The sequence below is a fragment of the Telluria sp. ZB4P34 genome (genome assembly GCF_059686055.1).
In genome coordinates, this window is sequence record NZ_JCASIF010000005.1 from 229,217 (window position 1) to 254,207 (window position 24,991).

Below are 24,991 nucleotides of genomic sequence, written 5' to 3' on the forward strand. Positions count from 1 at the left end.
TGGCGACCCGGTAATTGTCGTCCGTGTATGTAACGTAAAGATTGCGGATGTACCGGGTTTTGTAACGCCATGTAACATTCAACGCGATGCATACATAAAGATACATACACGGATCGGCATTTTCGGGCTGCCCGGAGCGGCAGATCGTCATGACGTATAATCGTAGACCGCCCAACAGTAACGGCCTGTCAAGCCGCTCACTCAGAAAGACGCCCAACATGAACGCTCCACTTCGCTCCATTTCCCCGATCGACTCCCAGCTGCGCGACATCCTCAAGCGCCGCATCATGATCCTGGATGGCGCGATGGGCACCATCATCCAGCAGTACAAGCTGGACGAAGCCGCCTACCGCGGCGAGCGTTTCAAGGATTTCGCCGCCCCTGAAGGCGCCGGCGCGCGCGAACTCTTTGTGAAGGGTAACAACGAGCTGCTCACGCTCACCCAGCCGCAGGTGATCCAGGAGATCCACGAGCGCTACCTCGCGGCCGGCGCCGACCTGATCGAGACGAACACCTTCGGCGCCACCAGCGTGGCGCAGGACGACTACCACATGGCGCACCTGGCCTACGAGATGAACGTGGAAGCCGCCAGGCTCGCACGCGCGGCCTGCGCCAGGTACGCTACGCCGGACAAGCCGCGCTTCGTGGCCGGCGCCCTCGGGCCGACCCCGAAGACCGCCTCGATCTCGCCCGACGTGAACGACCCGGCGGCGCGCAACGTCACTTTCGACCAGCTGGTTGCCAGCTACCACGAGCAGGTGCGCGGCCTGGTCGACGGCGGCGCCGACGTGCTGCTGGTCGAGACCATCTTCGATACCCTGAACTGCAAGGCCGCGCTGTTCGCGATCGACCAGTACTTCGACGAGCACCCTGAAGTGCCGCGCCTGCCGATCATGATCTCGGGCACCGTCACCGACGCCTCGGGCCGCATCCTGTCGGGCCAGACCGTGCCCGCCTTCTGGAACTCGGTGCGCCACGCCAGGCCCCTTACCATCGGCCTGAACTGCGCGCTGGGCGCCGCGCTGATGCGCCCCTATGCCGAAGAGCTGTCCAGAATCGCGGATACCTTCGTCAGCATCTACCCGAACGCCGGCCTGCCCAACCCGATGAGCGACACCGGCTTCGACGAATTGCCGGCCGATACCTCCGCCCTGCTGCGCGAATTCGCCGACGCCGGCTTCGTGAACATCGCCGGCGGCTGCTGCGGCACCACGCCCGAACATATCGCGGCGATCGCGCAACTGCTGGAAGCCGTTCCTCCGCGCCGTGTCCCGGAGATCCCGGTCGCGATGCGCCTGTCGGGCCTGGAGCCCTTCACGGTCGACGACAGTTCGCTGTTCGTCAACGTCGGCGAGCGCACCAACGTCACCGGTTCCAAGGCGTTTGCCCGCATGATCCTGAACGAGCAGTTCGACGAGGCGCTGTCGGTGGCGCGCCAGCAGGTCGAGAACGGCGCCCAGGTCATCGACATCAACATGGACGAAGCGATGCTCGATTCGCAGGCGGCGATGACGCGCTTCCTGAACCTGATCGCGTCCGAACCGGACATCTCGCGCGTGCCCATCATGATCGACTCATCGAAATGGTCGGTGATCGAGGCGGGCCTGAAGTGCGTGCAAGGCAAGGCCATCGTCAATTCGATCTCGCTGAAGGAAGGCGAAGAGGAATTCATCCGCCAGGCGAAGCTGTGCCGCCGCTACGGCGCCGCCGTCATCGTGATGGCCTTCGACGAACAGGGCCAGGCCGACACCTTTGCGCGCAAGACGGAGATCTGCGCGCGCGCCTACAAGGTGCTGGTCGAGCAGGTGGGCTTCCCGCCGGAAGACATCATCTTCGACCCGAACATCTTCGCGATCGCCACCGGCATCGAAGAACACAACAACTACGCCGTGGACTTCATCGAAGCCACCGCCTGGATCCGCAAGCACCTGCCGCACGCGAAGGTGTCGGGTGGCGTGTCGAACGTCTCGTTCAGCTTCCGCGGCAACGACCCGGCGCGCGAGGCGATCCACACGGTGTTCCTGTACCACGCGATCAAGGCCGGCATGACGATGGGGATCGTCAACGCCGGCATGGTCGGCGTCTACGACGACCTGCCAGGCGAGCTGCGCGAGCGCGTCGAGGACGTGGTGCTGAACCGCCGCGAGGACGCCACCGAGCGCATGATCGAATTCGCGGGCACCCTGAAGGCCGGCGCCGGCAAGCAGGAGCAGAACCTCGAGTGGCGCAACGGCCCGGTCGAGAAGCGCCTGGCGCACGCGCTGGTGCACGGCATCACGCAGTGGATCGTCGACGACACCGAAGAGATGCGCCAGCAGGTGCTCGCTTCCGGCGGGCGTCCGATCCACGTGATCGAAGGCCCGCTGATGGACGGCATGAACATCGTCGGCGACCTGTTCGGCCAGGGCAAGATGTTCCTGCCGCAGGTGGTGAAGTCGGCGCGCGTCATGAAGCAGGCCGTAGCCCACCTGGTGCCCTTCATCGAAGAAGAAAAAGCGGCAGAAGAACGCCGCACCGGCATTGTCGCCAAGCCGAAGGGCAAGATGGTGATCGCGACCGTCAAGGGCGACGTGCACGACATCGGCAAGAATATCGTCTCGGTGGTCCTGCAGTGCAATAACTTCGAGATCGTGAACATGGGCGTGATGGTGCCGGCCGCCGACATTTTGGCCCGCGCCAAGGAAGAGAATGCCGACATCGTGGGTCTCTCCGGCCTGATCACGCCTTCGCTCGAAGAGATGGCCCACGTGGCGCGCGAGATGCAGCGCGATCCCTACTTCCGCGACAGGAAGATCCCGCTCCTGATCGGCGGCGCCACCACCAGCCGCGCGCACACGGCCGTCAAGATCGCGCCGCACTACGAAGGCCCGGTCGTGTACGTGCCGGACGCCTCGCGCTCGGTGTCGGTGGGCCAGTCGCTGCTGACCGACGAGACGCGCGATACCTACATCATCGAGCTGGCCAAGGACTACGAGCGCATCCGCGTGCAGCACGCGAACAAGAAGGCGCTGCCGATGCTGACCCTCGAGCAGGCGCGCGGCAACAAGGCGCGCCTGGAATACGCCCCGGCCAAGCCGAAATTCATCGGCCGCCGCGTGTTCAAGAACGTCGACCTCGGCGAGCTGGCGCGCTACATCGACTGGGGTCCGTTCTTCCAGACCTGGGACCTGGCCGGACCGTATCCGGCCATCCTTACCGACGAGGTGGTCGGCGAGGCGGCCTCGAAGGTGTTCGAGGAAGCCCAGGCCATGCTCAAGAAGATCATCGAAGGCCGCTGGCTGACGGCCAACGGCGCCATCGCCCTGCTGCCGGCGAACGCGGTGAACGAAGACGACATCGAACTCTACACGGACGAGTCGCGCAAGGACGTCGCCTTCACCTGGCACGGCCTGCGCCAGCAGGGATTGAAGCCGGTGGTCGACGGCGAGCAGCGCCCCAACCAGTGCCTGGCCGATTTTGTCGCGCCGAAGGAGTCGGGCATTGCGGACTACATCGGCATGTTCGCCGTCACCGCGGGCCTGGGAATCGAGAAGCACGAACAGCGCTTCGAGGCCGCGCACGACGACTACTCGTCGATCATGCTCAAGGCCCTGGCCGACCGCCTGGCCGAGGCCTTCGCCGAGTACCTGCACGAGCGCGTGCGCACCGACCTGTGGGGCTATGCGGCGAACGAGGACCTGTCGAAGGAGGCGCTGATCGCGGAAAAGTACCAGGGCATCCGTCCGGCGCCGGGCTATCCGGCCTGCCCGGAGCATACGGTGAAGGCCGAACTGTTCCGCACCTTGCAGGCGGACGAGATCGGCATGGAACTCACCGAGTCCTTCGCCATGTATCCGGGCGCGGCCGTGTCGGGCTTCTACTTCGCCCACCCGGAGTCGAAGTACTTCGTGGTCGGCAAGATCGGCGAAGACCAGCTCGAGGACATGGCGCGCCGCCGCGGCATGGACAAGGCCGAACTCGAGCGCCATCTGGCGCCGAACCTGTCGTAATCCGCCTGCGCCGCACCGTCTTTGGATGGTCGCGGTGCCGCGGCTTAGTCGTGGGGTGTGGCCGATAACGCGCTGTCACGGCATTGGTAGGTGGTCGGCTTGCCCGACCGCGCGTCCAGCTCAAGCATGCATAGTGGCGAAACAGCGTTCAGTTGAACGCGCGGTCGGCGGAGCCGACCACCCTACGTCGTTGTGTGGCTCAGATCGCGTAGCGGACGACCTTGTCGCTCCATTCGAAGGCCGACACCTCGAGCTCGGCCAGGTCGTCCCCGTCGAGCGACAATGCGCTCAGCGCAGGCAGCACCTCGTCCTGCGCGTCTTCCATGCGCTCGATCGATTCCGCCAGGCGCAGCAGCTCGCCGAAGAACCCACGGCGTACCAGCAGCGCGTGGCGCACTTCGTCGATCACGGGAATCTGTTCCACGATGTCCTGCATCGGGATGCAGAACAGCGTGTCCATCAGAGACATCATGCCCACCGTGAACGCGATGTCGGACACGGTGCGCTGGCCCGGGCGCAAGCGCTGCGCGAGCAGCTCCATCAGGCGCGCACGCGTGGTGGCCAGCATCAGGAGCGGGCTCAGGCTGTGGCCGCGCACGCCCGGCTCGGCGTACAGCAGGATCTGCAGCCAGCGCTGCAGCTGGCGCCGGCCCAGCAGCACGATGGCCTGGCTCACCGATTCGATGTGGCGCCCTGCCCCGGCGGCCGGCGTGTTCACCAGGCGCAGCAGGTTCAGGCCGAGCGTGACGTCCTTCTTCACCACGCGTTCGATCTCGGCATTGTCGGCATCCGAGGTCACCAGGTTCATCAGGTCCATCACCGCCGCTTGCGACGGCGACAGCTTGCGGCCGGCGATCACGGTCGGCTTCGCAAAGTAATAACCCTGGAAATAATCGAATCCGATATCCAGGCAGGTGCGGTATTCGTTGTGCGTCTCGACCTTCTCGGCCACCAGGCGCTTGCCGGTGCCGCGCAGGCGCGGGGCCAGCGACAGCAGGGTCACCACCGGCAGTTCGCGCAGGTCCATCTTGACGTAGTCGATCACCGGCAGCAGGCGGGCCAGGGCCGCGCCGTGCGCCGACGCCTCGGCGGCGAAGCGGAAGCCATGCGTGGACAGTTCGGTCATGCGCTGGATGACGGCATCGGTCGGCTCGACCGAGCGCACGATCTCGAGCACGGTGCGCTCGCGCGGCAGGAAAGCGAACATGTCGCTGTGCAGCACGTCGGTGTCGACGTTCAGGAAGGCGGTCGCGTCGCCGATGGCGCGCGCCAGGCCCAGTTGCGAAGCATGGTGGATCACGTCGGCGCTGGCCGACAGGCCGGAATCGATCTGCGCCGGTCCCTGGGCGCTGCCGCGGAACAGCAACTCGTAGCCGAACAGCGCCTGGTTACGGTCGAGCACCGGCTGGCGTCCGAGGTAGAAGTTGCGCAGTTTTAAGGGCTGGGAAGCCTGGTCATGGCTGGCGGTGTCGGTCATGTCGTCTGGGTAGGCTCGCAAACAACCCTACTTTACCGTATTCGCACCGAATAGTGGCTTCTCGGCACTAATTTATTGGTGGAATGATAAGCAACTGCTCATTATTGTGGCAGTCCATCCACGAACAGCTTCAGTTCACCCGGGTCAAAAGCGGTCCAGGTTTCGTTCCTGGTCAGCGGTTCCGTGACGATGATGGCAACCCGGTCGTCCGGCGTGGTCACTTGCGAAAAGTCGACCGACAGGTCTTCGTCCGCCAGGGACGCCGCCGCGAAGGGATGCTTGCGCACGATGTAGCACAGCTTGGTCGAGCAGTGCGCGAACAGCGCCGTGCCGTCCGACAGCATCATGTTGAAGGTGCCGTGCGCGGCGACTTGCGGCATCAGGCGCTCGAGCGCGGCGCGCAGCTCGGCAAGCGAAGGCGCCGTGCCGGTGGAGCCGTCGCCGAACTCGTCGCGCAGGCTCTGCATCAGCCAGCAGAAGGCCAGCTCGCTATCGGTGTTGCCTACGGGGCGGAAGGGCCCATGCAGGCTCGGTGCGAAATCCTTGAGGTCGCCGTTGTGGGCGAACACCCAGTAGCGTCCCCACATCTCGCGGACGAATGGGTGGCAATTCTCGAGCGCCACCTGGCCCTGGGTGGCCTTGCGGATATGGGCGATGACGTTGGTGGACTTGATCGGGTAGCGCTTGATCAGTTCGGCGATCGGCGAGGCGATAGCGGCCTGGTGGTCGACAAAGTGACGTACGCCCTTGCCTTCGAAGAAAGCGATGCCCCAGCCGTCGTGGTGGGTATCGGTGCGTCCGCCGCGGTGGGCAAAGCCGGTGAAGGAGAAAACGATGTCCGTGGGGACGTTGCAATTCATTCCGAGGAGCTGGCACATGCGCGCAGCTTACCACGCCAGAGGTGCCAACGACGCTGGTCACTGTCCCTGGATGGGACAGTGACGCCCCTCCCCTATTTAATGCAGGACTACGGGCTGGCTCATCAGGGTGTCATAGGAACCCAGGAAGTCGTCGATTTCTTCCATGGTCGGCTCGCTGGCGATGAGGTTGTTCACATCGCGGCGGAAGGATTGAGCCAGTTTGCCGCCGATGAACGCTTCGCGCCGGCCGGCCTTGTCGACGATCTCGTATCCGCCGAAGCGCAGGGCTTCGAGGTCGCGATCAACGCCAAACTCGACGACGCTGTACTGTTCGCTGTTATAGATCATGTTCATGATGACTCCTTCACTCGATCGGTTGTAGACCAACCGCTTGGCGGCGTGCGGTTGGCTGATCACTTCGGTTAAGAGGTGGGGCTCGCTGGACCGATTTCAAGTGCGCGCGCTGCTTGACTCATCAGGCAGAACTCAGGCGAACACGGTCGGATCCAGTGCCAACAGCTGATCGTATGGCGGTGCCTGCAGCCACGATCGCAACTGATCAAGGTGTTCACCGTTGGCCACACCGAGGAACAGGCGTTCCGGGCCTTGGCGCAACAGTCGATTCAATGTTACACGCAAAACCAGGTTCCCGGTACAGCACATACACCCGGGTGCGAGTCGGACAAATCTGACGGAAGAGTGTTCAGGAAGGGGCGTGCTGCCGGAGGCGAGCCCTTCGAGGATGACGGCAATGAAGCCGCGGGCAGAGATGGTGGATGCTGCGGCGCCGACCAGGCCGGCGACGGCGGCCTCGCGTGCGGAGGCGCTCGCGCCGGTGACCAGGGTGGCCGGGATCGGCCCTGCCCGACCGGCCAATCAGACGCCTTTCTTGGCGAGCTTGCCCGGCTCCACGCCGAGCTGCTTGAGCTTGCGGTACAGGTGGGTGCGTTCCAGGCCGGTCTTCTCGGCCACGCGCGTCATGCTGCCGCCTTCGCGGCCCAGGTGGTGTTCGAAGTACATGCGCTCGAAGGCGTCGCGTGCTTCGCGCAGCGGCAGGTCGAAGGACAGCGTGTATCCCGTGCCTTCGCCCTGTGAAATCGCATGCACCATGCGCGAGCCATTGCCCATCTGCGGCGTCGAAGCCGAGAACATCGGGGCTGCGGCCACCGTTCCTGGGCCGGTATCGGCCACGGGAACCGCTGCCACGGCCGCGACCGGGCGCGGCGGCGCCAAGGGCGCGCGCGCCACTTCATGGGCGCGCGTCAGGCCCTGCTGCACGGCCTTGAGCAGCTTCTGCAGGGCGATCGGTTTTTCGAGGAAGTTCAGGGCGCCGATGCGGGTGGCTTCGACGGCGGTATCGATGGTGGCGTGGCCGGACATCATGATGACCGGCATCGTCAGCAGGCCGTCGCGCTGCCACTCCTTGAGCAGGGTGACGCCGTCGGTATCGGGCATCCAGATATCGAGCAGGACCAGGTCGGGGGCGCCGGCGGCGCGCGCCTCGCGTGCCTGCTGCGCATTCTCCGCCAAGGTGATGGCATGGCCTTCGTCCCCAAGGATTTCCGAGAGTAACTCCCGGATGCCCATTTCATCGTCTACTACGAGTATGTTCGCCATCTGATTACCTTCCTGATCTCTTACCCGTCATGGTGAGATTTTATGCGTCTTTTATATTTCGGCCAAGTTCGCCTCGGGAGCTAACTTTAACAGCAAAATGAATACTGACGCGCCAGATCCGTCCGGTCGGTTCCCGATGTCGATCCGCCCGCCATGCTCGTCGATGATCTTCTTGACCATCGGCAGGCCGAGACCGGTGCCGCGCGCCTTCGAGGTGACGTAGGGTTCGAAGGCGCGCGCCAGGATGCGCGGCGAAAACCCGGGCCCGTTGTCGGTGATGGCCAGGCGCACTGCGGTGCCGGCGGCGCCGTCCGCGCCCTCGTAGTGGATCGCCTCGGTGGTCACGTCCACTCGCGGGTCCTGGTCGCCCGCGCGGTCGGCCAGCGCGTCCTGGGCATTCTGCACCAGGTTATGGATCACCTGGCGCAACTGGGTGGCGTCGCCCAGCACTTGCGGCAGGTTCGGGGCGAGCGCGGCGTGGATGATGTCCGAGCCGTCCTCGGCCAGGTAGAGCTGCAGGATCTCGTCGATCAGGCCGTTCAGGTCGAGCGGCTCGAGCACCGCTGGCGGCGTGCGCGCATAGTCGCGGAAGTCGTCGACCATGCGCTTCATGGCGTCGACCTGGTTGACGATCGTGGTCGTGCTCTTCTTGAGCAGTTCGGCCTCCAGGGGCGGCAGGCTCGATTCCAGCTTCATCTGCAGGCGCTCGGCCGACAGCTGGATCGGGGTGAGCGGGTTCTTGATCTCGTGCGCCAGGCGGCGCGCCACTTCGCCCCAGGCCACCGAGCGCTGGGCCGAGATCACGTCCGAGATATCGTCGAACACCACGATGAAGCCGCTGCCGGTGCCGACCGGCAGGCGCGAGCCGCGCGCCAGCAGCGTGATGTCGTGGTCGTGCTCGTGCTCTTGTCCATCCTGGCTGCCGCGGCGCGGGATCTCGATCTGCTGCTGCCAGTGGGCGCGCCGGCGCCGGTCGGTGCTGGCCGCGCTCTGCGCGCTCTGCGCCGAGATCGCGCGGGTAATGCAGTTGTAGAAGGTGTCCATTCCCCGAATGCTGGCCAGCGGGCCGCTCAGCGCGCCCGGCTCCACCTGCAGGATGCGGTAGGCGGCGTCGTTCGAGTTCACCACCCGCCCTTCGGCATCGAGCACGATCACCCCTGCCGACATGTTGGCCAGCACCGACTCCAGGTGGGCCTTGGCGTTCTGCAGCGCGGCGCGGTTGCGCTCGACCGCGCTGCGCGCCTCGAACAGCTGGCCGGTCATGGCATTGAAGGAGCGCGTCAGGGTGCCCAGTTCGTCGTTGGTCTCGACCGTCGGACGCGGCGACAGGTCGCCCTCGGCCACTGCCTGCGTGCCCTCGGCCAGCACCAGCAGCGGCTTGGCCAGGTTGCCGGCGATGAGGAAGGCGCTGCCGATCGCACCGAAGATCGCCAGCAGCAAGGTCAATGTCAGGGTCTCGATGTACATCTTCTTCAGGCCGCTCCTGGCCTGGTCGCGCGAGCGGTATTCTTCGGAAGCGCTGCGCAGCACCACCGCATTCGAGGCCAGGTTGACCGGCACCGACTGCAGCAGCTGCAGGAAACGCGGCTCGGTGCCCGCTGATTCCGGCACCGCCAGCACCACGCGCAGGCGCAGGCCCGTGGCCGCATCGAGGGGGCTGGCGCCGCCGGCCTGGGTCGTGATCGCGCGGTCGATCGTGCCTTCCGGGCGTGCATAGCCGCCCGGCAGCGCCGCTGACTTGAACATGTCGGGCGTCGGGCGGTCCTGGTCGAGGTCGGCATTGCGGTCCTGCGCGGCCGAGGCCAGCACGGTGCCGTCGGCCGTCAGCAGCATCGCGCTTTGCAGGCCGCTGATGTCGTTGACCAGGCCGCTCAGCACGCCCTGCACCATCACGGCATCCTGGCCCGCCAGGGTCGCCGCCGCGGTCTGGCCGGTGGCCCCCAGTTCGGCCACGGCTTCGTCGAGCGCGGCGCGGCCGAGGTTCAGGCCGGATTCGATCGCGGCCTCGATCTTGACGTCGAACCACGATTCGATGGAATGCGAGACGAAGCGCGCCGAGACCATGAACACCACCAGCCCCGGCAGGATGCCGATGCAGGCAAACAGGAGCACCAGGCGCGCCACCAGGCGCGAGCCGAACTTGCCGGCCTTGTAGCGTGAATACAGGCGCGCCAGCGCGACGATCACGAGGATCAGCAGCAGCACCGCCATGCCGGCGTTCAGGCCCAGCAGCCAGGTGTAGTAGCGGTCGAAGAAGCCGGAGTTATCGGAGGCCGCGGCGAGCAGGAACAGCAGGATCGAGACGATCGCGCCGACCACCACCAGCGCGTAGCGCAGCGTCTGGTTAAACGCTTTAGCCCGCATGCGCTTTATTCCGCACGGTAGGTAAAGGTCTTCCGGTTCGAGCTCAGGCGCCAGCTCGAATCATTGATGGCGTTCACCTGCAGCGGCTTGGACAGGAAGTCGCGGTCCATGAACATGCGCACCGAAACGTTGTAGACCTCGCCCTGCTTGAGGGCGCCCTTGGGCGCGATCAGCCAGCGCGCCGGCCGCCGGATCGTCGACAGCGCATCGTCCAGGGTGTTGAACTGTTGCGGCACGCTGCCGCCGATGCTGACGATGTACTGGCGCGTGAGCACGTCGTAGGAGATGCCGATGGTGCGCTTGGAGAATACCGCCTTCTCGTCGCGCCACCACCAGCGCGGGCGTGTCATCTCGATCTCGGTGGTGAAGTGCAGCTTGACGCCGTTCTGGACCGCGTCCTGCAGCTCGTGGTTCAGGTCGAAGACGAAGGCGGTGTTGAGACGGTAGCCGTCCTCGCTGGACTGGATTTCGGCCTTGGTGATGTCGATGACGTCCGCCGCCCGTGCCTGCGCGCACGCGAAGACCAGCAGCAGCTGGCAGGCGAGGAGGCAAAAAAATCGTAACGTCACGGGTAAGCCGGTGCCTTATCTGAAGCCGAAGCCTATTCTGTCGGGTAGACCATTACGCCGCTTTTTTCTGGAACAGGGCGTAAAACAAGCCGTCATGATCCTGCCCGGCACCGCTGGCTGGCAGCAGCTGGCCCGGCGCGTCGAGGCGGATGGCGTCGTGGCGCGCCGCAAAAGCGGCCGCCTGCGCCTCCGATTCCTGGGGCCAGAGCGAACATGTCACAAACAACAATTTACCATTGGGCAGCAGCATCTGCCAAAGGTTGTCGAGTATTTTGCTGGAAAGTGTTGCAAGTTGGAGCGTGTCCGACTTGCGGCGCAGCCAGCGGATATCCGGGTGGCGGCGCACGATGCCCGAGGCCGTGCACGGCACGTCGGCCAGGATGCGGTCGAACGGGCGGCCGTCCCACCACCCGGCCTCCTGGGCGTCGGCCGCGACCAGCCTGGCTTGCAGGCCGAGACGGGCCAGGTTGTCGCCAACCCGCGCCAGGCGCTGGGGATCGGCATCGACCGAGGTCAGCTCGACGTCCGCCGTCTCCAGGATGTGGCCGCTCTTGCCGCCCGGCGCCGCGCAGGCGTCCAGCACCCGCATGCCGTCCTGCAGGTCGAGCAGCGGCGCGGCCAGCTGGGCGCCGGCATCCTGCACCGACACCAGGCCGTCGTGGAAGCCCGGGATCTGGCCGACGTTGACGGCCTGGGCCAGGCGCACGGCGTCCGGGCCCACCCGGGTCGCGGCCAGGCCCGCCCCTTCCAGCGTGGCGAGGTAGCTGTCGGCGTCGAGGCGGCGGCGGTTCACGCGCAGGGTCAGGGGCGGATGCTGGTTGCCGGCCTCGAGGATGCGTTCCCAGTCGTTCGGATAGGCGGCGCGGGTACTGTCGATCCACCATTCGGGATAGTTCCAGCGCGCCAGCGGCTGGTGCAGGGCCTGGCCTACCAGGGCCTCGCGCTCGCGCAGGAAGCGGCGCAGGACGGCATTGACCATGGCCTTGGCATGCGCGAAGTCCGGGTGGCTGGCGGCCGCATTGACGGCCTGGTCCACCACGGTAAACGCTTCATAGGGCGGCGCCGTGCCCGCCGGCGGATCGAGCAGGGCCAGTGCGGCGCACAGCAAGCCGCCGAGCATCGGCGGTTCGGGCGCCTTGCTGGTCATCAGGCCGAGCAGGGTCTCGCTGCGGCCCAGCTGGCGCATGCTGCGGTAGGCAATATCCTGGATCGCGCCGCGCGCCTGCGGGGTCACTTCATAGGCCGCAAACACGCTGCCCAGGGCCTGCGGCAGCGCGGCCCCGGCGCGTACGCGCGCCACCGCATTGGCCGCACCCAGCAGGGCAAGCGCGAGCGAATCGGCCTTCAGGTCGGGCCGGTAGTCGCGCTGCGGCGCCACCTTCACTTCATGGCTCGGGCGCAGGGATGCGGTGCCGCGCGGGGCCTCACGCACGCTGTCATGCGCCGCGGCGCGCTCGGCCGAGGGCCGGTAGACGGGCCGGGCGGCAGCCGCCTGGCCTGCATCCTGGCCACCGGCCGGACGGGCGCCCTGTCCACGCTCCTGCCCGCCCTTCGCCGGCGGCCGCGACGGCCGCCCACCCGCCTCCGGCGCCGTCTTGCGCGCCGGCTTGGCTATCGGTTTCAGGGTGAGCGTCGGGCGCTTGTCGGTCATGGCTGGGTCGATACGGTCGAAAAGGTCCTCATTGTAACGGCTTAGGCTTTGGTCCTGCTTAAGTGCCGTTGTGTCAATGCCAAGGTGAACATTGAGCTGGCGTGAGGTGGCGTATGATGTCCCTCGCCAAACCAGTATAATGCTCACTGTTTGCCTGTCCGCAGGCCCGCCTCATTATCCAGACTGCCTACCTCCATGCTCGCCCAACAAAAACAACACATCGTTGCCTTGTTCCAGGCCGCGCTCGCGCCGATCGTCGCCGGCACCGATCTCAGTCCTCACGTCGTCCTCGAGCGCCCGCGCGATCCGAGCCACGGCGACGTCGCCTGCAACATCGCCATGCAGCTGGCCAAGCCGCTCAAGACCAACCCGCGCGAACTGGCCACCCGCCTGGTCGCCGCCCTGCTCGCCGAACCGGGCGCCCAGGGCCTGGTCGAGTCCGCCGACGTGGCCGGTCCCGGCTTCATCAACCTGCGCGTGGCCGCAAGCGCCAAGCAGTCTGTCGTCAAGACCGTGCTCGAGCAGGGCGCCGCCTTCGGGCGCGGGACCTCCGGCCAGGGCCACCACGCGATCATCGAATTCGTGTCGGCCAACCCGACCGGCCCGCTGCACGTCGGCCACGGCCGCCAGGCGGCACTCGGCGACGCCCTCTCCTCGCTGTTCGAAGCCCAGGGTCATGAGGTCACCCGCGAGTTCTACTACAACGATGCGGGCGTCCAGATCGCCACCCTCGCCACCTCGGTGCAGGCGCGTGCGCGCGGCTTCAAGCCGGGCGATGCCGAATGGCCGGAGTCGGCCTACAACGGCGACTACATCGCCGACATCGCCAGCGACTTCCTGGCGAAGAAAACCGTGTCGGCCAGCGACGGCGCCCCGGCCACCGCCTCGGGCATTGTGGAGGACATCGAATCGATCCGCCGCTTCGCCGTGACCTACCTGCGCAACGAGCAGGACCAGGACCTGCAGGCCTTCGGCGTCAAGTTTGACAACTACTATCTCGAGTCCTCGCTGTACGCGGACGGCAAGGTGGAACACGCCGTGCAGGCCCTGGTCGACGCCGGCGTCACCTATGAACAGGAAGGCGCGCTGTGGCTCAGGACCACCGACTACGGCGACGACAAGGACCGCGTGATGCGCAAGTCCGACGGCAGCTATACCTATTTCGTGCCGGACGTGGCCTACCACATCCAGAAGTTCCGCCGCGGCTTCGACCAGGCCATCAACGTGCAGGGCAGCGACCACCACGGCACCATCGCGCGCGTGCGCGCCGGCCTGCAGGCAGTCAATATTGGTATCCCGCGCGGTTATCCCGATTACGTGCTGCACAAGATGGTCACCGTGATGAAGAACGGCGAAGAGGTCAAGATCTCCAAGCGCGCCGGTTCCTACGTGACGGTGCGCGACCTGATCGAATGGTCGGGCAACGGCGACGTGACGCGCGGCCGCGATGCGGTGCGCTTCTTCCTCATCTCGCGCAAGGCCGACACCGAATTCGTGTTCGACGTCGACGTCGCGCTCAAGACCTCGGACGAGAACCCGGTGTACTACGTGCAGTACGCCCATGCCCGCATCTGCTCGGCGCTCGCCAACTGGGGCGGCATCGAGGCGCAGCTGGCCGGGGCCGACCTGTCGCTGCTGACCGAACCGCACGAAGCGAGCCTGCTGGCCAAGCTGTCCGTCTATCCGGAAATGCTGGAGCGCGCCAAGCTGGAGCTGAGCCCGCACCATGTGGCGTTCTACCTGCGCGAACTGGCCGGCGAACTGCACAGCTATTACTTTGCCCACAAGTGGCTGCTGGACGACAATGAGCCTTTGAAACTGGCGCGCCTGGCCCTGGCCCTGGCCACCCGCCAGGTGCTGCGCAACGGCCTGGCCCTGATCGGCGTGTCCGCCCCGGCCAAGATGGAACGCTCGGTGACCGAATCCTCGACTGAAACCCAATCGTAAGCGCAACATGACCGCCATCCGCTCCCTCTCCCCACTGCGCCAGCGCGGCAGCACCCTGACCGGCATCATCATCGGCCTGATCGTCGGCCTCGGTATCGCGGTGGTGGTCGCGCTCGTGATCACCAAGGGCCAGTCGCCGTTTACCGACCGCTCCAACAAGATGGGCCGCCCGGCCGACCTCGAGCCGAGCCAGGCGAGCGATCCGAACAAGCCGCTGTACGGCAACCGCGACGCCGCGCGCGAAGCCAACCGCGAGATCACCGAGCGCGCCAACCGGCCCGCCCCGGCAGCGGCCGAAGCCGATCCACTGGGCCAGGCCATCGCCGGCATGCAGTCGCCGCAGCAGCCCGCTGCGACACCGCCTGCGCCGGCAGCGCCCGCCGCCGCCCCTGCCGCACCGGTGGCGGCGCCGGCAACGCCTGCTGCAGCCGCAGCGACGCCCTCCCCGGCGCCGGCGACTGCCTCAGGCGCCACCGGCGCGGCCACCGGCACCGACGGCACCATCTACTACCTGCAGGCCGGCGCCTTCCGCGAGATGTCGGACGCCGAGAACACCCGCGCCAAGCTGGCGCTGCTCGGCTTCGAAGCCGCGATCAGCGACCGCACCACCGACGGCGGCGTGCTGCACCGCGTGCGCGTCGGCCCGTACAACGGACCGGAAGCCATGAACAAGGCGCGCGCCAAGCTGCTCGACAGCGGCATCGACGTCGCCATCGTCCGCAACCAGCGCTGATCAGGTTTTTCCAGCCGCGCCTACCGAGGAACCGCATGAATCCGCTTCGCCGCCTGATCTGCACCGCCACCGCGCTTGCCCCCGCGCTCGCCTCCGGTCTTGCCGCCGCTTCCGCCGCCCAGCCGAAGGAAGGGGTGGAATACCTGGCGCTGCCCGAGGCCCAGCCGACCGAAGGCGGTCGCAAGGTCGAGGTGATCGAGTTCTTTGCCTATTACTGCCCGCACTGCTACGCGCTCGAGCCGCACCTGGCCGAATGGGTGAAGAAACAGGGCGACGGCATTGCGTTGCGCCGTGTGCACGTGCCCCGCGGTGCGCCGGTCGCGGCCCAGCAGCGCCTGTTCTTCACGCTCGAGGCACTCGGCGAGCTGGAGCAGTACCACGGCAAGGTGTTCCATGCCATGCACGTCGAGCGCCTGGCGCTGGCCCAGGACGAGCAGGTATTCGACTGGGCCAGCCGCGCCGGCATCGACCGCGCCCGCTTCATCGATGCCTACCGCTCCTTCGGCGTGCAGGCCAAGCTGCGCCGCGCGCAGGCGATGATGGAAGCCTACCGCGTCACCCACTGGCCCATGATCGCCATCGACGGCCGCTTCCTGACCTCGCCCGGCATGCTGGACGAGGCGGGCGAAGCCAGGGGCGCCGCCGCGCTGCCGGCCACCCTGCAGGTGATGGACGTACTGGTCGCGCGGGCGAAAGCCGACAAGAAATGAAGCACCCTCCCGGCCGCGCGGACCGGGTGTTCATTACCGGCGCCTCGAGCGGCATCGGCGCGGCACTGGCGCGCGAATACGCGGCGCGCGGCGCCAGCCTCGGCCTGCTGGCGCGCCGCTCCGAACTGCTGGAACAACTGCGGGCCAGCCTCCCCCACCCCGAACGCCACCGCATCTACGCGGCGGACGTGACCGACCGCTCGGCCCTGGCGAATGCCGCCGCCGACTTCATCGCCGCGCTGGGCGGCGCCGACATCGTCATCGCCAGCGCCGGGATTTCGCACGGCACGCTCACCGAGCGACCGGCCGACCTGGGCGTATTCGACGCCGTGTTCGCGACCAACGTGAATGCGACCGTAGCCACCTTCGCGCCCTTCATCGCGACGATGAAGGCCCAGCAGGGCCCGCGCCGCCTGGTGGGCATCGGCAGCGTGGCCGGCGTGCGCGGCATGCGCGGCGCCGGCGCCTATTGCGCCTCGAAGGCCGCGGTGCACAGCTACTGCGAATCGCTGCGCCTGGAACTGCGCGGCTCCGGCATCCGGGTGGTGACCATCGCCCCCGGCTACATCGACACCCCCATGACCCGCAACAACCGTTTTCCCATGCCGTTCCTGATGCCTGCCGAACGCTTCGCCGCCCAGGCGGCCAGGGTGATCGCGCGCGGTGCGAGCTACCGCGTGCTGCCCTGGCAGATGGGCGTCGTCGCCAAGCTGCTGCGCCTGCTGCCCGACTTCCTGTTCGACTTCGCTTTCTCGCGGGCCCCGACCAAGCAGCGCCAGGGGGAAGCATGAACGCGCAGCGCATCGCTTTCCTGTCGCGCGCCGGGGTGGCCGTGGAAGTCGTGGCGGAGACCGGTTCGACCAACGCCGACCTGCTGGCGCGCGCCGCCCGGTTGACGGAACCGGTGCTGCTGGTCGCCGAACACCAGACGGCCGGCCGCGGCCGCGCGGGCCGCAGCTGGCTGTCGTCGGCCGCAAACTCACTGACCTTCTCGCTGGCCTGGCAGTTCGAGGGCGGACCGCAGCGCCTGAGCGGCCTGCCGCTCGCGGTCGGCGTGGCCCTGGCCGAGGCGCTGGCGCAGCTCGGCGTGCAGGTCCAGCTGAAGTGGCCCAACGACGTGCTCAAGGACGGCGACAAGCTGGCCGGCATCCTGATCGAGACCCAATCCCTGCCCGCCGGCGGCACCTGCGCCGTGATCGGCATCGGCCTGAACCTGGTGATGCCGGACGAGATGGAGGCCCTGCTCGGCCGCAGCGCCGCCGGCGCGCCCTGGCTGGCGCGCATGGAACGCGAGGTCCTGGTGGCCGCCCTGCTGGACGCGCTGGCCGGGGCGCTGCGCCAGTTCGCGCAGCAAGGCTTCGGCGCCTTCAGCGCGCGCTGGAACCTGCGTCATGCCTTGCAGGGCCGCCCCGTCGTCATCCTCGACAATGGCCGGGTGCAGCAGGAAGGCCTGGCGGCCGGCGTGGACGACAGCGGCCGGCTGCTGCTCGACACGGCGGACGGACGCATTCCGGTGATGGCGGGCGACGTCTCGCTGCGGCTTACCTGATAACACGAACATGAACCTGCTCCTGATCGACGCGGGCAATACCCGCATCAAATGGGCGCTGGCGGCGCCCGGCGCGGCTTTGGGCGAATGGACCCGGGCCGGCGCCCTGCCGCACGCAGGGCTGGACGAGGCAGCCGCCGCCTGGCGCCAGGCCGGCGTGGCGCGCGTGATCGTCGCGAACGTGGCTGGCGCCGCACTTCGCGAGCGCATCGCCGCGGCGCTGCCGGAGGGAGTAAAGGTCGAGTGGTTCGCCGCGACCCCGGAACGCGCCGGCCTGCGCAACGGCTACCGCAATCCCGGCCAACTGGGCTGCGACCGCTTCGCGGCGGCCATCGGCGCACGCGCCCTGGCGCCCGGCCAGGACTCGATCGTGGCCACCTGCGGCACCGCGACGACGGTGGACGCCGTGAGCGCGGACGGCCGCTTCATCGGCGGCATGATCCTGCCCGGCCTGGCCCTGATGGCCGGCTCGCTGGCGCGCAATACGGCCCAGCTGCCGCAGGTGCAGCCGGGCGCCGGGTCGGCCACATTCGCACCGCCGGTCTTCGGCGACAACACCGACGATGCGATCGTCTCCGGCATCCTGTCGGCCCAGGCCGGCGCCATCGAGCGCGCCTGCGCCGCGCATGGGGCCACCGCCTGCATCGTGTCGGGCGGCGCGGCGCCCTATATCGCGCCGGTCCTCAAGTTCCCGCACCGCGTGGTCGATAACATCGTGCTGGTCGGCCTGCATGCGGCGGCCGATCTTGACGGAGAGCGCACGTGTTGAAATTCGTATTCTGGGCCCTGCTGGCGCTGAACGCCCTGCTGTTCGCCTATGCGCAGGGCTACCTCGGCAAGGTCAAGGGCGGCGAACGCGAACCGCAGCGCCTGAAGAACCAGCTGGCGACCGAGCGCATCGTGCTCCTGAGCCCGGCCGAAGCGCGGGCGGCCGTGGAATCGGCTGCGCCTGCCGCCGCATCCGACACCGGGCCTGCGCCGCAGCCCGCCGGGCAAGCAAGCGCCGCTCCGGCGCCGGACGCCATCGCCTGCACCCAGGCCGGCGCCTTCGCGGCCAGCGACGCGCGCCGCTTCGAGACCCGCATCATGCGCCTCGACCTGGGCGAGCGCGCGTCGCGCACCAGCCTGCCCTACCAGGAAGTCACCAGCCACCTGGTCTACCTGCCGCCGAACGGCGGCAAGGAAGGCGCGGACCGGCGCGTGGCCGAGCTGAAGGAGAAAGGGGTGACGAACTACTTCGTGATGCAGGGCGATTCCCCGCTCAAGTGGGCAGTGTCGCTGGGCGTGTTCAAGACCGCGAGCGCGGCGCAGACCCTGGTGGCCGCGCTGGGCAAACAGGGCGTGCGCGGCGTGCGCGTGCTGCCGCGCGGGCCGCAGGGCACGCGCGCGACCTGGCGCTTCCGCGGCCTGACCCCAAGCGAGCGCGCGCGCGTGGCGGGCATTGCCGACGATTTCGCAGGCGTGCAGCTGCGCCGCTGCGATTGATCCTGCAGCGCCATGTTCGCGGCAAGCAGCAGACGCACTGCGCACGCACGGCAGGGCCTCGTCGACGAGAATGAATGCTACAGGCGGCGCAGCCTGTCGAGCAGAAAATCCACCAATACCCTGACGGCATGCGGCATGTGGCGAACTGCCGGATAGATCAGGCTAAACGGCCGGGAGACGCCGCCATGGTCCGTCATGACTTCGACGAGACTGCCTTCGGCCAGCTCGTTCTCCACCATGAAACGGTAGATCTGCGCCAGTCCCGCTCCAGCCCGCGCCGCGGTGGACAGGCCGAGGATGTCGCCAGTGATGCACAGTGCGCCCGACGTATCGACTTCAATGTCGCCGCTGTCCGCACGCAGCAGCCAGGGAACCCGTTGTCCCGTACGCGGACGCTCGAACTGGATGCAATCATGTCGTGCCAGGTCGTCGACGGCAAGTGGCATGCCCCAGCGCTCAAGGTAGCCGGGTGAGGCTACGACCACGAGCTCCGCGTCCTCCAGCTTGCGCACGATCAGTCCCGAGTCCGGCAGCTCACGGGCCCGGATTGCCAGGTCGAGTCCCTCGGCCACCAGGTCCGCGTTACGGTTGCTCAGCTCGACCTCGAGCCGGATGTCCGGGAACTGCTCCCGGAATGCCGCGAGCACCGGCAATACGCGGATGTGCCCATAGCTCGTCGGAAGGCTCATCCGTACCACGCCCGCAGGGTGCGCCTGCAAGCCCCTGATTTCGCGTCCGGCGTCCTCGAGCTGGCGCAAGGCCTGCCGGCATTGTTCGTAATAGACGAGGCCCTGCTCGCTCAGCCTGACGCTGCGTGTCGAGCGCACGAACAACTGTACGCCGAGCCGTGCTTCGAGTTTCGACACCGCCCTGCTCACTGCCGCCTGCGTTATGCCAGCCTGGGCCGCTGCAGCCGTGAAGCTCCGCAACTCCGCCGTCTTGCAGAAGAGCTCGATGCTGCCCAGCATCGGCGCGTCGAACATGCGCACCACGATTGATTACCTATTGTAATAAATGAAATGCCATATTCTATATTTATTCATTTGAGGGAAGTAATTAAGCTGGCCGGACTTTTTCACACCCAAGGAAGCCAGCATGCCGTACATCCTCATCCAGGTCACCCGCGAAGGCGTGACCCCATCCCAAAAACAGTCCCTGATCGCAGGCGCGACCGACCTGGTCGTGCGCATCCTGGACAAGGATCCCGCCACGACCTTCGTCGTGATCGACGAGGTAGACACCGACAACTGGGGCGTCGCCGGATCGCAGGTGAGCACGCTGCGCGCCTTGGCGCGTTGAATGCCGGATTTCCAACACCATCGGGAGCACGCCATGAAGAATATCGTCATCGTCTATCACAGTGGATACGGTCATACGCGCCGGGTCGCAGAGGCCGTTGCGGAGGGTAGCGGCGCGATCCTGTTGCCAATCGACGCAGAAGGAAACCTGCCCGGCGAGGGCTGGGATCTGCTGGCCCGGGCCGACGCCATCGTATTCGGCTCGCCCACCTACATGGGCAATGTCAGCTGGCAGTTCAAGCGGTTTGCCGACGCCAGTTCAGCGGTGTGGGCCAGGCAGGGATGGAAAGACAAACTGGGCGCCGCGTTCACCAACTCGGCCTCCGTGTCGGGCGACAAGCACATGGCGATCGCGGCGATGTTCACGCTGGCGCAGCAGCATGGCATGCTGTGGGCGGGCATGGGCATGAAGCCGGCCAATACGAAAGCCTCCACGCGCGAGGACATCAACTTCCTGGCCTCGTTCGCCGGCCTGGCGACGGCCACGCCGGCGGATGCGTCCGTGGACGAGATGTCGCCGGGCGATCTGCGTACCGCCTACCTGTTCGGCCAGCGCATCCGCGCCGCGGCGACGCGCCTGTCATGAGCACGGGGAGCATCGGCATGCACCAGCACGAAGCCGTCCTTGCGGCGCTCGACACCTACTGCCGCGGCGTGTATCACGGCGATATCGATCTGCTTCGATCGGTATTCGATCCGCGCGCGCAGCTGTTCTCGGAGGTGAGGGGACAGGTCTGTTTCCGTCCGCTCGATGAATACCTGGGGCTGGTCGCGGGGCGCCAGTCTCCAGCGTCGCTGGGACAGGCTTTCTTGATGAAACCGCTCAGCATCGACGTGACGCACGAGATCGCATTCGCGAAAGTGCTCTGTCCAATGTTCGACTACCACTACGTCGACTACCTGAGCTTCATGCGCCGAGACGGCGAGTGGCGCATCGTGAACAAGACCTTTACCGACGTGCCGCTGCAGGCGTTCGGCGCGTGATGTCGACCATGCCTGTGTTGCACTCGACCGGGACTCGAGCGAACCGGAGCTGCCTCGTCACGCCGATGGCGTCGGACTGCGCGCCTGCAGCTCGGCGAAGCTGACCACTTCGCCGTCTTCCAGTGTGTAGCGCAGGTTCTCGACCGGCATCCCGACGCGCTGGCTGGCGTAGATCACCGTACCGGTCCCCTTGTAGTACTCGTGCCTGGTCGGCTCGATGACGAGAATGAAGTCCGGATCGCTGTCCAAGGCCGCGCCCAGCGCCTCGGCAAGCTGGTCCATCCCGGTCAGCGTGCGCCCATCGATCGACACCGTTTCGTTGTCCAGGATGACTGCCTTGATCTGATTGTTCATTGTCTCTTCATTCGAAAGTCGATCCGGCGCGATGCGGACATTATTTGGCCAGTATCTCGAGTACTTCGAGCACCCGGGTGGCGCCCACCCCTACCCTGTCGCCGCCACCCACCAGGAAGATGCGGTCGCCGACGACTGCCGCGCCGTGTCCGTGGCGTGGCGTCGGCATGGCCGGCAGGGCCGCCCAGCGGTCGGTCCCGGGATCATACACCCAGGCTTCGGGGAACACCCTGGTGGACGGGACGAACTGCTCGCCGCCGAAGGCATACAGCTTGCCGCCGTGGGCGGCCGCGGCCAGGCCGCCCTGCGCCTGGGGCATCGGGGCTCTGGTCTCCCAGCGGTCGGTGGCGGGGTCGTAAACTTCCAGCGTGGCCACGTTGACCGGGCGCTGCCGGCCATCGGCCTGCCTGAGCATCTGGCGGCCGCCCACGACATAGATCTTGCCGTCGATGACGGCCGACGCCGCGCTGTTGCGCGCCGTGGGCGCATCGGCGATGCGCTGCCAGCGCCCGGAACGAATGTCCAGCGCCTCGGCCCGGCTCGTGTCTGCGTGCTCGTTGATGTGCGCCGCCTGCGGACTGGTCGGCACACGTCCGCCGATGAAATAGATTCGTTCCCCGACCGAGGCCACCACGCCTTCGGCGCGCGCCTCCGGCAGCGACGGCCCGGCCGACCACCGGTTCGCCCTGGCGTCGTAGACGAACACCGTCGCATGGGCGCGCCACTGGGGAATCGCGCCGGAGAAGCCGCCGATACCGTAGATCTTGCCGCCGGCCTCGGCCAGGGCGATATGGTGCCGACCTTCGGGCAGGGGCGCGAGCGTCTCCCAACGGCCCGCTTTCACGTCGTAGGCTTCGACATGGTCGGTGAAGCCGGGCGCTTGCGAAAGCACGCCGCCTGCCACGATGATCCTGCCATCGAGCACGGCGGGATAGATCTCCTGTCGTGCCAGGGAGGCGTCCGGGGCGCGCGACCAGCGCACCGTCGGCGCCGCGTCCGCGGCTGCTTGCGCCGCCTGGCAAGGAGTAGCGATCAGCGCGATGGCCAGCGCTGCAGGCAGGATTGGATTCAACTGTTTTCCTCTTGATTTGCTCGCGATGGGATAGGACGATTGCACGCAGTGTACCTGTTGCCGCCTTGGCCGGCCTGCGCACTGAGCGCAGATGGGCGGACGGGCGCCGTTGGCATATGGGAAAGCGAAACGCCTTGAAAGGCGCGGATTGTCACTCCGCGCTGATCGCTAGCGCTTGACGACGATCGGCTTCAGTCCGAACGAGGACGGCACCGAGCGCGCCGCCTCCAGTGCGTCCTCGCGGCTGGCGAAGGGGCCGCCGAACAGGCGGTTCACCGATCCGGCCTTCACCACCTCCAGCTTGCCGACCTCGACGCCGGCTTCCATCAGCGACGCACTCATGGCCTCGGCAGTGCCGGCACGGCTGTAGGCGCCGAGCTGCACGTAGAAGCTGCCGCGCGGTACCAGCCTGGGCACCACACCTTGCTCGACCTGCGCGAGCGCGGCGCTGTCGGTGCGCACCCGGTCTTCCAGCATCAATGCCGCGATTTCCGGCGGCGCCGATTGGGCCTGGGAGGTGACGATGCGGCGTTCCGAGGCCATCCGGATCGGGTCGTCCGGGAACAGGCGCTCGAGTTCGACCACGTGGCTGCCCTTGCCCAGCAGGCCGAGCTTGAGCGCCGCCGTGTACGACACGTCGACGATGCGGCTGGCATGGAAAGGACCGCGGTCGTTGATGCGCACGACCACCGACTTGCCGCTCTCGGCGCTCGTGATGCGCGCATAGGACGGGATCGGCAGCGTCGGGTGCGCCGCCGTCATCTTGTACATGTCGTAGAGCTCGCCGGACGAGGTCTTCTGGCCATGGAACTTGACGCCGTACCAGCTTGCCACCCCGCGCTGCACGAACGGGTCCTGGTGCAGGATCGGGGTGTAGGTCTGGCCGAACACGGAATACGGGCGGTTCGCCCATTTGGCATAGGGCTCGGCCTTGACGACGGCATCGGGCAGGTCGAGCAGGCCCGGCGGCGGATTGGGGCCGGGACCGTCGTCCTTGTAGTAGCCGCCCCGTCCGGATTTGGCGGCCGGAAGCTGGGGGGCGTCACCGTGCTTTGCCGTCGGATGTTTCCACGGCAGCGGGATCAGGCGTTTGCGCTCGCCGGTGGCGGGGTCGGTCGTCGTGCTGCAGCCACTGAGCAGCGCCTGCAAGGAAGCCAGGGCAATCACCGTAGCAAGTTGTTTTCTTGGAACGGCCATGTGCAGCGTCCTGTTTCGGTTACGTCTGCACTAGTTTACGATGTCTTTGAATACTCATCAATATCCCAGCGCCGAGTCCGAGCGTAATAAACGCAGTTCCGCCATAACTCATGAATGGCAAGGGGACGCCGACGACGGGCAGGATGCCGATCACCATGCCCATGTTGACGAATGCATACGTGAAAAACATCATCGTGATGGCGCCGGCCAGCAGGCGCGAGAAGGTGTTCGGTGCATTGGCCGCAATCATCAGCCCGCGTCCGATCAGCAGCAGATAGACGAACAGCAGGAACAGGTTGCCGACCAGGCCGAATTCTTCCGAATACACGGCGAACACGAAGTCGGTGGTCTGTTCGGGCACGAATTCCAGGGCGCCTTGCGTTCCCTGGCCATAGCCCTTGCCGAACACGCCACCCGAACCAATGGCGATCTCGGACTGGATGATGTGGAAGCCCTTGCCCAGCGGGTCGGAGGTGGGATCGATCAGGGTCATCACCCGCTCGCGCTGGTAATCGTGCAGCATCGACCAGGCGATCGGCATCGCCGCCGTTGCGGACACGGCCAGCGCGATCAGCGCCTTCCACGGCAGGCCCGCCAGGAAGATCACGTAGAAGCCCGAGGCGCCGACCATCAGGCCGGTGCCAAGGTCGGGCTGCTTGGCGATCAGGGTGAACGGAATCAGGAGGAGTACGGCGGCCACGGCGTAGGTCTTCCAGGTATTGGCATTCGCGCGCTGCTGGAAGTACCAGGCCAGCATCAGGGGCGTCGCGATCTTGAGGATTTCCGAGGGCTGGATGTCCACGCCCACGTACAGCCAGCGCCGCGCGCCCTTCTTGATGATGCCGAACATCGCCACCGCGATCAGCAGCGCGACCCCGGCCGTATAGATCGGCACGGCAAGCCGCATCAAGGTCTGCGGCGGCACGTTCGCCGCGATCCACATGATGCCGAAGGCCAGCAGGAAGTTGCGGATCTGGTGCTCGACGCGGTCCGGGAACTCGGCGCCGGCCGAGGTCATCGTGATCACGCTGGTCATCATCAGGGTGAACAGCACCAGCCCGAGCGGCCAGTCGAAGACCGTGAAGTAGGGACGCAGGCGGCGCCGCAGCGAGCGGCGTTCTGGGATGTGCGCCAT

General features: G+C 66.8%; 24 protein-coding genes. 11 read left to right on the forward strand and 13 right to left on the reverse strand.

Annotated features, from left to right (window positions below; all coding sequences use genetic code 11):
* Window positions 1–218: 218 nt before the first annotated feature.
* Window positions 219–3,989, forward strand: coding sequence for a methionine synthase (gene metH, locus AC56KL_RS11860; protein ID WP_497180356.1), 3,771 nt, complete (start codon window positions 219–221; stop codon window positions 3,987–3,989).
* A 199-nt stretch (window positions 3,990–4,188) separates the two neighbouring features.
* Here the strand turns inward: metH and AC56KL_RS11865 are convergent, their stop codons facing one another.
* From AC56KL_RS11865 to rsmB, 8 genes are all read right to left on the reverse strand, one after another.
* Window positions 4,189–5,466 (reverse strand): EAL and HDOD domain-containing protein, encoded by a 1,278-nt coding sequence (locus AC56KL_RS11865; protein ID WP_497180357.1) that lies wholly within the window; start codon window positions 5,464–5,466, stop codon window positions 4,189–4,191.
* Window positions 5,467–5,567: 101 nt separating this feature from the next.
* Window positions 5,568–6,344, reverse strand: coding sequence for a class II glutamine amidotransferase (locus tag AC56KL_RS11870; RefSeq protein ID WP_497180358.1), 777 nt, complete (start codon window positions 6,342–6,344; stop codon window positions 5,568–5,570).
* 78 nt (window positions 6,345–6,422) lie between these two features.
* Entirely contained in the window at window positions 6,423–6,680 is a 258-nt protein-coding gene (locus tag AC56KL_RS11875; protein WP_027865841.1) for a BTH_I0359 family protein, read from the reverse strand.
* A 132-nt stretch (window positions 6,681–6,812) separates the two neighbouring features.
* Entirely contained in the window at window positions 6,813–7,202 is a 390-nt protein-coding gene (locus AC56KL_RS11880; protein WP_497180359.1) for a GTPase, read from the reverse strand.
* Window positions 7,203–7,943 (reverse strand): response regulator, encoded by a 741-nt coding sequence (locus AC56KL_RS11885; RefSeq protein ID WP_497180360.1) that lies wholly within the window; start codon window positions 7,941–7,943, stop codon window positions 7,203–7,205. It lies immediately after the preceding gene.
* A gap of 51 nt (window positions 7,944–7,994) precedes the next feature.
* Window positions 7,995–10,307, reverse strand: coding sequence for a sensor histidine kinase (locus AC56KL_RS11890; protein ID WP_497180361.1), 2,313 nt, complete (start codon window positions 10,305–10,307; stop codon window positions 7,995–7,997).
* 5 nt (window positions 10,308–10,312) lie between these two features.
* Window positions 10,313–10,876 (reverse strand): DUF4390 domain-containing protein, encoded by a 564-nt coding sequence (locus AC56KL_RS11895; protein ID WP_497180362.1) that lies wholly within the window; start codon window positions 10,874–10,876, stop codon window positions 10,313–10,315.
* Between the two features lie 52 nt (window positions 10,877–10,928).
* Complete coding sequence (gene rsmB / locus AC56KL_RS11900; RefSeq protein ID WP_497180363.1) at window positions 10,929–12,527, reverse strand: 16S rRNA (cytosine(967)-C(5))-methyltransferase RsmB; 1,599 nt, start codon at window positions 12,525–12,527, stop codon at window positions 10,929–10,931.
* A 195-nt stretch (window positions 12,528–12,722) separates the two neighbouring features.
* Between rsmB and argS the strand changes: the two genes are divergently transcribed.
* Genes argS through AC56KL_RS11935 form a run of 7 tightly spaced genes read left to right on the forward strand, consistent with a single transcriptional unit; the run spans window position 12,723 to window position 18,951 of the window.
* Window positions 12,723–14,474, forward strand: a complete 1,752-nt coding sequence (gene argS / locus AC56KL_RS11905; RefSeq protein WP_497180364.1) for an arginine--tRNA ligase — start codon at window positions 12,723–12,725, stop codon at window positions 14,472–14,474.
* 7 nt (window positions 14,475–14,481) lie between these two features.
* The gene (locus AC56KL_RS11910; protein WP_497180365.1) at window positions 14,482–15,207 is read left to right on the forward strand and encodes an SPOR domain-containing protein; all 726 of its coding nucleotides are present in this window, start codon (window positions 14,482–14,484) and stop codon (window positions 15,205–15,207) included.
* A 35-nt stretch (window positions 15,208–15,242) separates the two neighbouring features.
* Window positions 15,243–15,917 carry a thiol:disulfide interchange protein DsbA/DsbL gene (locus AC56KL_RS11915; protein ID WP_497180366.1) on the forward strand — a complete coding sequence of 225 codons (675 nt, stop codon included), beginning with the start codon at window positions 15,243–15,245 and terminating at the stop codon, window positions 15,915–15,917.
* On the forward strand, window positions 15,914–16,708 hold the full coding sequence (locus AC56KL_RS11920; RefSeq protein WP_497180367.1) for an SDR family oxidoreductase: 795 nt from the start codon (window positions 15,914–15,916) through the stop codon (window positions 16,706–16,708). The genes AC56KL_RS11915 and AC56KL_RS11920 overlap by 4 nt, the downstream gene beginning before the upstream one ends.
* Window positions 16,705–17,466, forward strand: a complete 762-nt coding sequence (locus AC56KL_RS11925) for a biotin--[acetyl-CoA-carboxylase] ligase (RefSeq protein WP_497180368.1) — start codon at window positions 16,705–16,707, stop codon at window positions 17,464–17,466. The genes AC56KL_RS11920 and AC56KL_RS11925 overlap by 4 nt, the downstream gene beginning before the upstream one ends.
* Window positions 17,467–17,476: 10 nt before the next feature.
* Window positions 17,477–18,235, forward strand: coding sequence for a type III pantothenate kinase (locus tag AC56KL_RS11930; protein WP_497180369.1), 759 nt, complete (start codon window positions 17,477–17,479; stop codon window positions 18,233–18,235).
* Complete coding sequence (locus AC56KL_RS11935; protein WP_497180370.1) at window positions 18,229–18,951, forward strand: SPOR domain-containing protein; 723 nt, start codon at window positions 18,229–18,231, stop codon at window positions 18,949–18,951. Before AC56KL_RS11930 ends, AC56KL_RS11935 begins: the two co-directional genes overlap by 7 nt.
* 77 nt (window positions 18,952–19,028) lie before the next feature.
* On the opposite strand, the gene AC56KL_RS11940 is transcribed toward AC56KL_RS11935, so the two are convergent.
* Window positions 19,029–19,943, reverse strand: coding sequence for a LysR family transcriptional regulator (locus AC56KL_RS11940; RefSeq protein WP_497180371.1), 915 nt, complete (start codon window positions 19,941–19,943; stop codon window positions 19,029–19,031).
* Window positions 19,944–20,046: 103 nt separating this feature from the next.
* Between AC56KL_RS11940 and AC56KL_RS11945 the strand changes: the two genes are divergently transcribed.
* The 3 genes from AC56KL_RS11945 to AC56KL_RS11955 are packed head-to-tail and all read left to right on the forward strand — an operon-like array spanning window position 20,047 to window position 21,233.
* Entirely contained in the window at window positions 20,047–20,250 is a 204-nt protein-coding gene (locus AC56KL_RS11945; protein WP_497180372.1) for a 2-hydroxymuconate tautomerase family protein, read from the forward strand.
* 33 nt (window positions 20,251–20,283) lie between these two features.
* Complete coding sequence (locus tag AC56KL_RS11950) at window positions 20,284–20,835, forward strand: flavodoxin family protein (protein ID WP_497180373.1); 552 nt, start codon at window positions 20,284–20,286, stop codon at window positions 20,833–20,835.
* Window positions 20,836–20,852: 17 nt separating this feature from the next.
* Entirely contained in the window at window positions 20,853–21,233 is a 381-nt protein-coding gene (locus tag AC56KL_RS11955) for a nuclear transport factor 2 family protein (protein ID WP_497180374.1), read from the forward strand.
* A 57-nt stretch (window positions 21,234–21,290) separates the two neighbouring features.
* On the opposite strand, the gene AC56KL_RS11960 is transcribed toward AC56KL_RS11955, so the two are convergent.
* The 4 genes from AC56KL_RS11960 to rodA form a co-directional block, all read right to left on the reverse strand.
* Complete coding sequence (locus tag AC56KL_RS11960) at window positions 21,291–21,587, reverse strand: hypothetical protein (protein WP_497180375.1); 297 nt, start codon at window positions 21,585–21,587, stop codon at window positions 21,291–21,293.
* 40 nt (window positions 21,588–21,627) lie between these two features.
* Window positions 21,628–22,659 carry a Kelch repeat-containing protein gene (locus AC56KL_RS11965; protein ID WP_497180376.1) on the reverse strand — a complete coding sequence of 344 codons (1,032 nt, stop codon included), beginning with the start codon at window positions 22,657–22,659 and terminating at the stop codon, window positions 21,628–21,630.
* Between the two features lie 168 nt (window positions 22,660–22,827).
* Window positions 22,828–23,856: a septal ring lytic transglycosylase RlpA family protein gene (locus AC56KL_RS11970; RefSeq protein ID WP_497180377.1), complete on the reverse strand. Its 1,029-nt coding sequence runs from the start codon at window positions 23,854–23,856 to the stop codon at window positions 22,828–22,830.
* A gap of 19 nt (window positions 23,857–23,875) precedes the next feature.
* On the reverse strand, window positions 23,876–24,991 hold the full coding sequence (gene rodA / locus AC56KL_RS11975) for a rod shape-determining protein RodA (RefSeq protein ID WP_497180378.1): 1,116 nt from the start codon (window positions 24,989–24,991) through the stop codon (window positions 23,876–23,878).

Coding starts and splice junctions, on each gene's coding strand:
- metH (WP_497180356.1), top strand. CDS start 219: ATGAACGCTCCACTTCGCTCCATTTCCCCGATCGACTCCCAGCTGCGC.
- AC56KL_RS11865 (WP_497180357.1), bottom strand. CDS start 5,466: ATGACCGACACCGCCAGCCATGACCAGGCTTCCCAGCCCTTAAAACTG.
- AC56KL_RS11870 (WP_497180358.1), bottom strand. CDS start 6,344: ATGTGCCAGCTCCTCGGAATGAATTGCAACGTCCCCACGGACATCGTT.
- AC56KL_RS11875 (WP_027865841.1), bottom strand. CDS start 6,680: ATGAACATGATCTATAACAGCGAACAGTACAGCGTCGTCGAGTTTGGC.
- AC56KL_RS11885 (WP_497180360.1), bottom strand. CDS start 7,943: ATGGCGAACATACTCGTAGTAGACGATGAAATGGGCATCCGGGAGTTA.
- AC56KL_RS11890 (WP_497180361.1), bottom strand. CDS start 10,307: ATGCGGGCTAAAGCGTTTAACCAGACGCTGCGCTACGCGCTGGTGGTG.
- rsmB (WP_497180363.1), bottom strand. CDS start 12,527: ATGACCGACAAGCGCCCGACGCTCACCCTGAAACCGATAGCCAAGCCG.
- argS (WP_497180364.1), top strand. CDS start 12,723: ATGCTCGCCCAACAAAAACAACACATCGTTGCCTTGTTCCAGGCCGCG.
- AC56KL_RS11910 (WP_497180365.1), top strand. CDS start 14,482: ATGACCGCCATCCGCTCCCTCTCCCCACTGCGCCAGCGCGGCAGCACC.
- AC56KL_RS11915 (WP_497180366.1), top strand. CDS start 15,243: ATGAATCCGCTTCGCCGCCTGATCTGCACCGCCACCGCGCTTGCCCCC.
- AC56KL_RS11920 (WP_497180367.1), top strand. CDS start 15,914: ATGAAGCACCCTCCCGGCCGCGCGGACCGGGTGTTCATTACCGGCGCC.
- AC56KL_RS11925 (WP_497180368.1), top strand. CDS start 16,705: ATGAACGCGCAGCGCATCGCTTTCCTGTCGCGCGCCGGGGTGGCCGTG.
- AC56KL_RS11930 (WP_497180369.1), top strand. CDS start 17,477: ATGAACCTGCTCCTGATCGACGCGGGCAATACCCGCATCAAATGGGCG.
- AC56KL_RS11945 (WP_497180372.1), top strand. CDS start 20,047: ATGCCGTACATCCTCATCCAGGTCACCCGCGAAGGCGTGACCCCATCC.
- AC56KL_RS11950 (WP_497180373.1), top strand. CDS start 20,284: ATGAAGAATATCGTCATCGTCTATCACAGTGGATACGGTCATACGCGC.
- AC56KL_RS11955 (WP_497180374.1), top strand. CDS start 20,853: ATGCACCAGCACGAAGCCGTCCTTGCGGCGCTCGACACCTACTGCCGC.
- AC56KL_RS11960 (WP_497180375.1), bottom strand. CDS start 21,587: ATGAACAATCAGATCAAGGCAGTCATCCTGGACAACGAAACGGTGTCG.
- AC56KL_RS11970 (WP_497180377.1), bottom strand. CDS start 23,856: ATGGCCGTTCCAAGAAAACAACTTGCTACGGTGATTGCCCTGGCTTCC.
- rodA (WP_497180378.1), bottom strand. CDS start 24,991: ATGGCGCACATCCCAGAACGCCGCTCGCTGCGGCGCCGCCTGCGTCCC.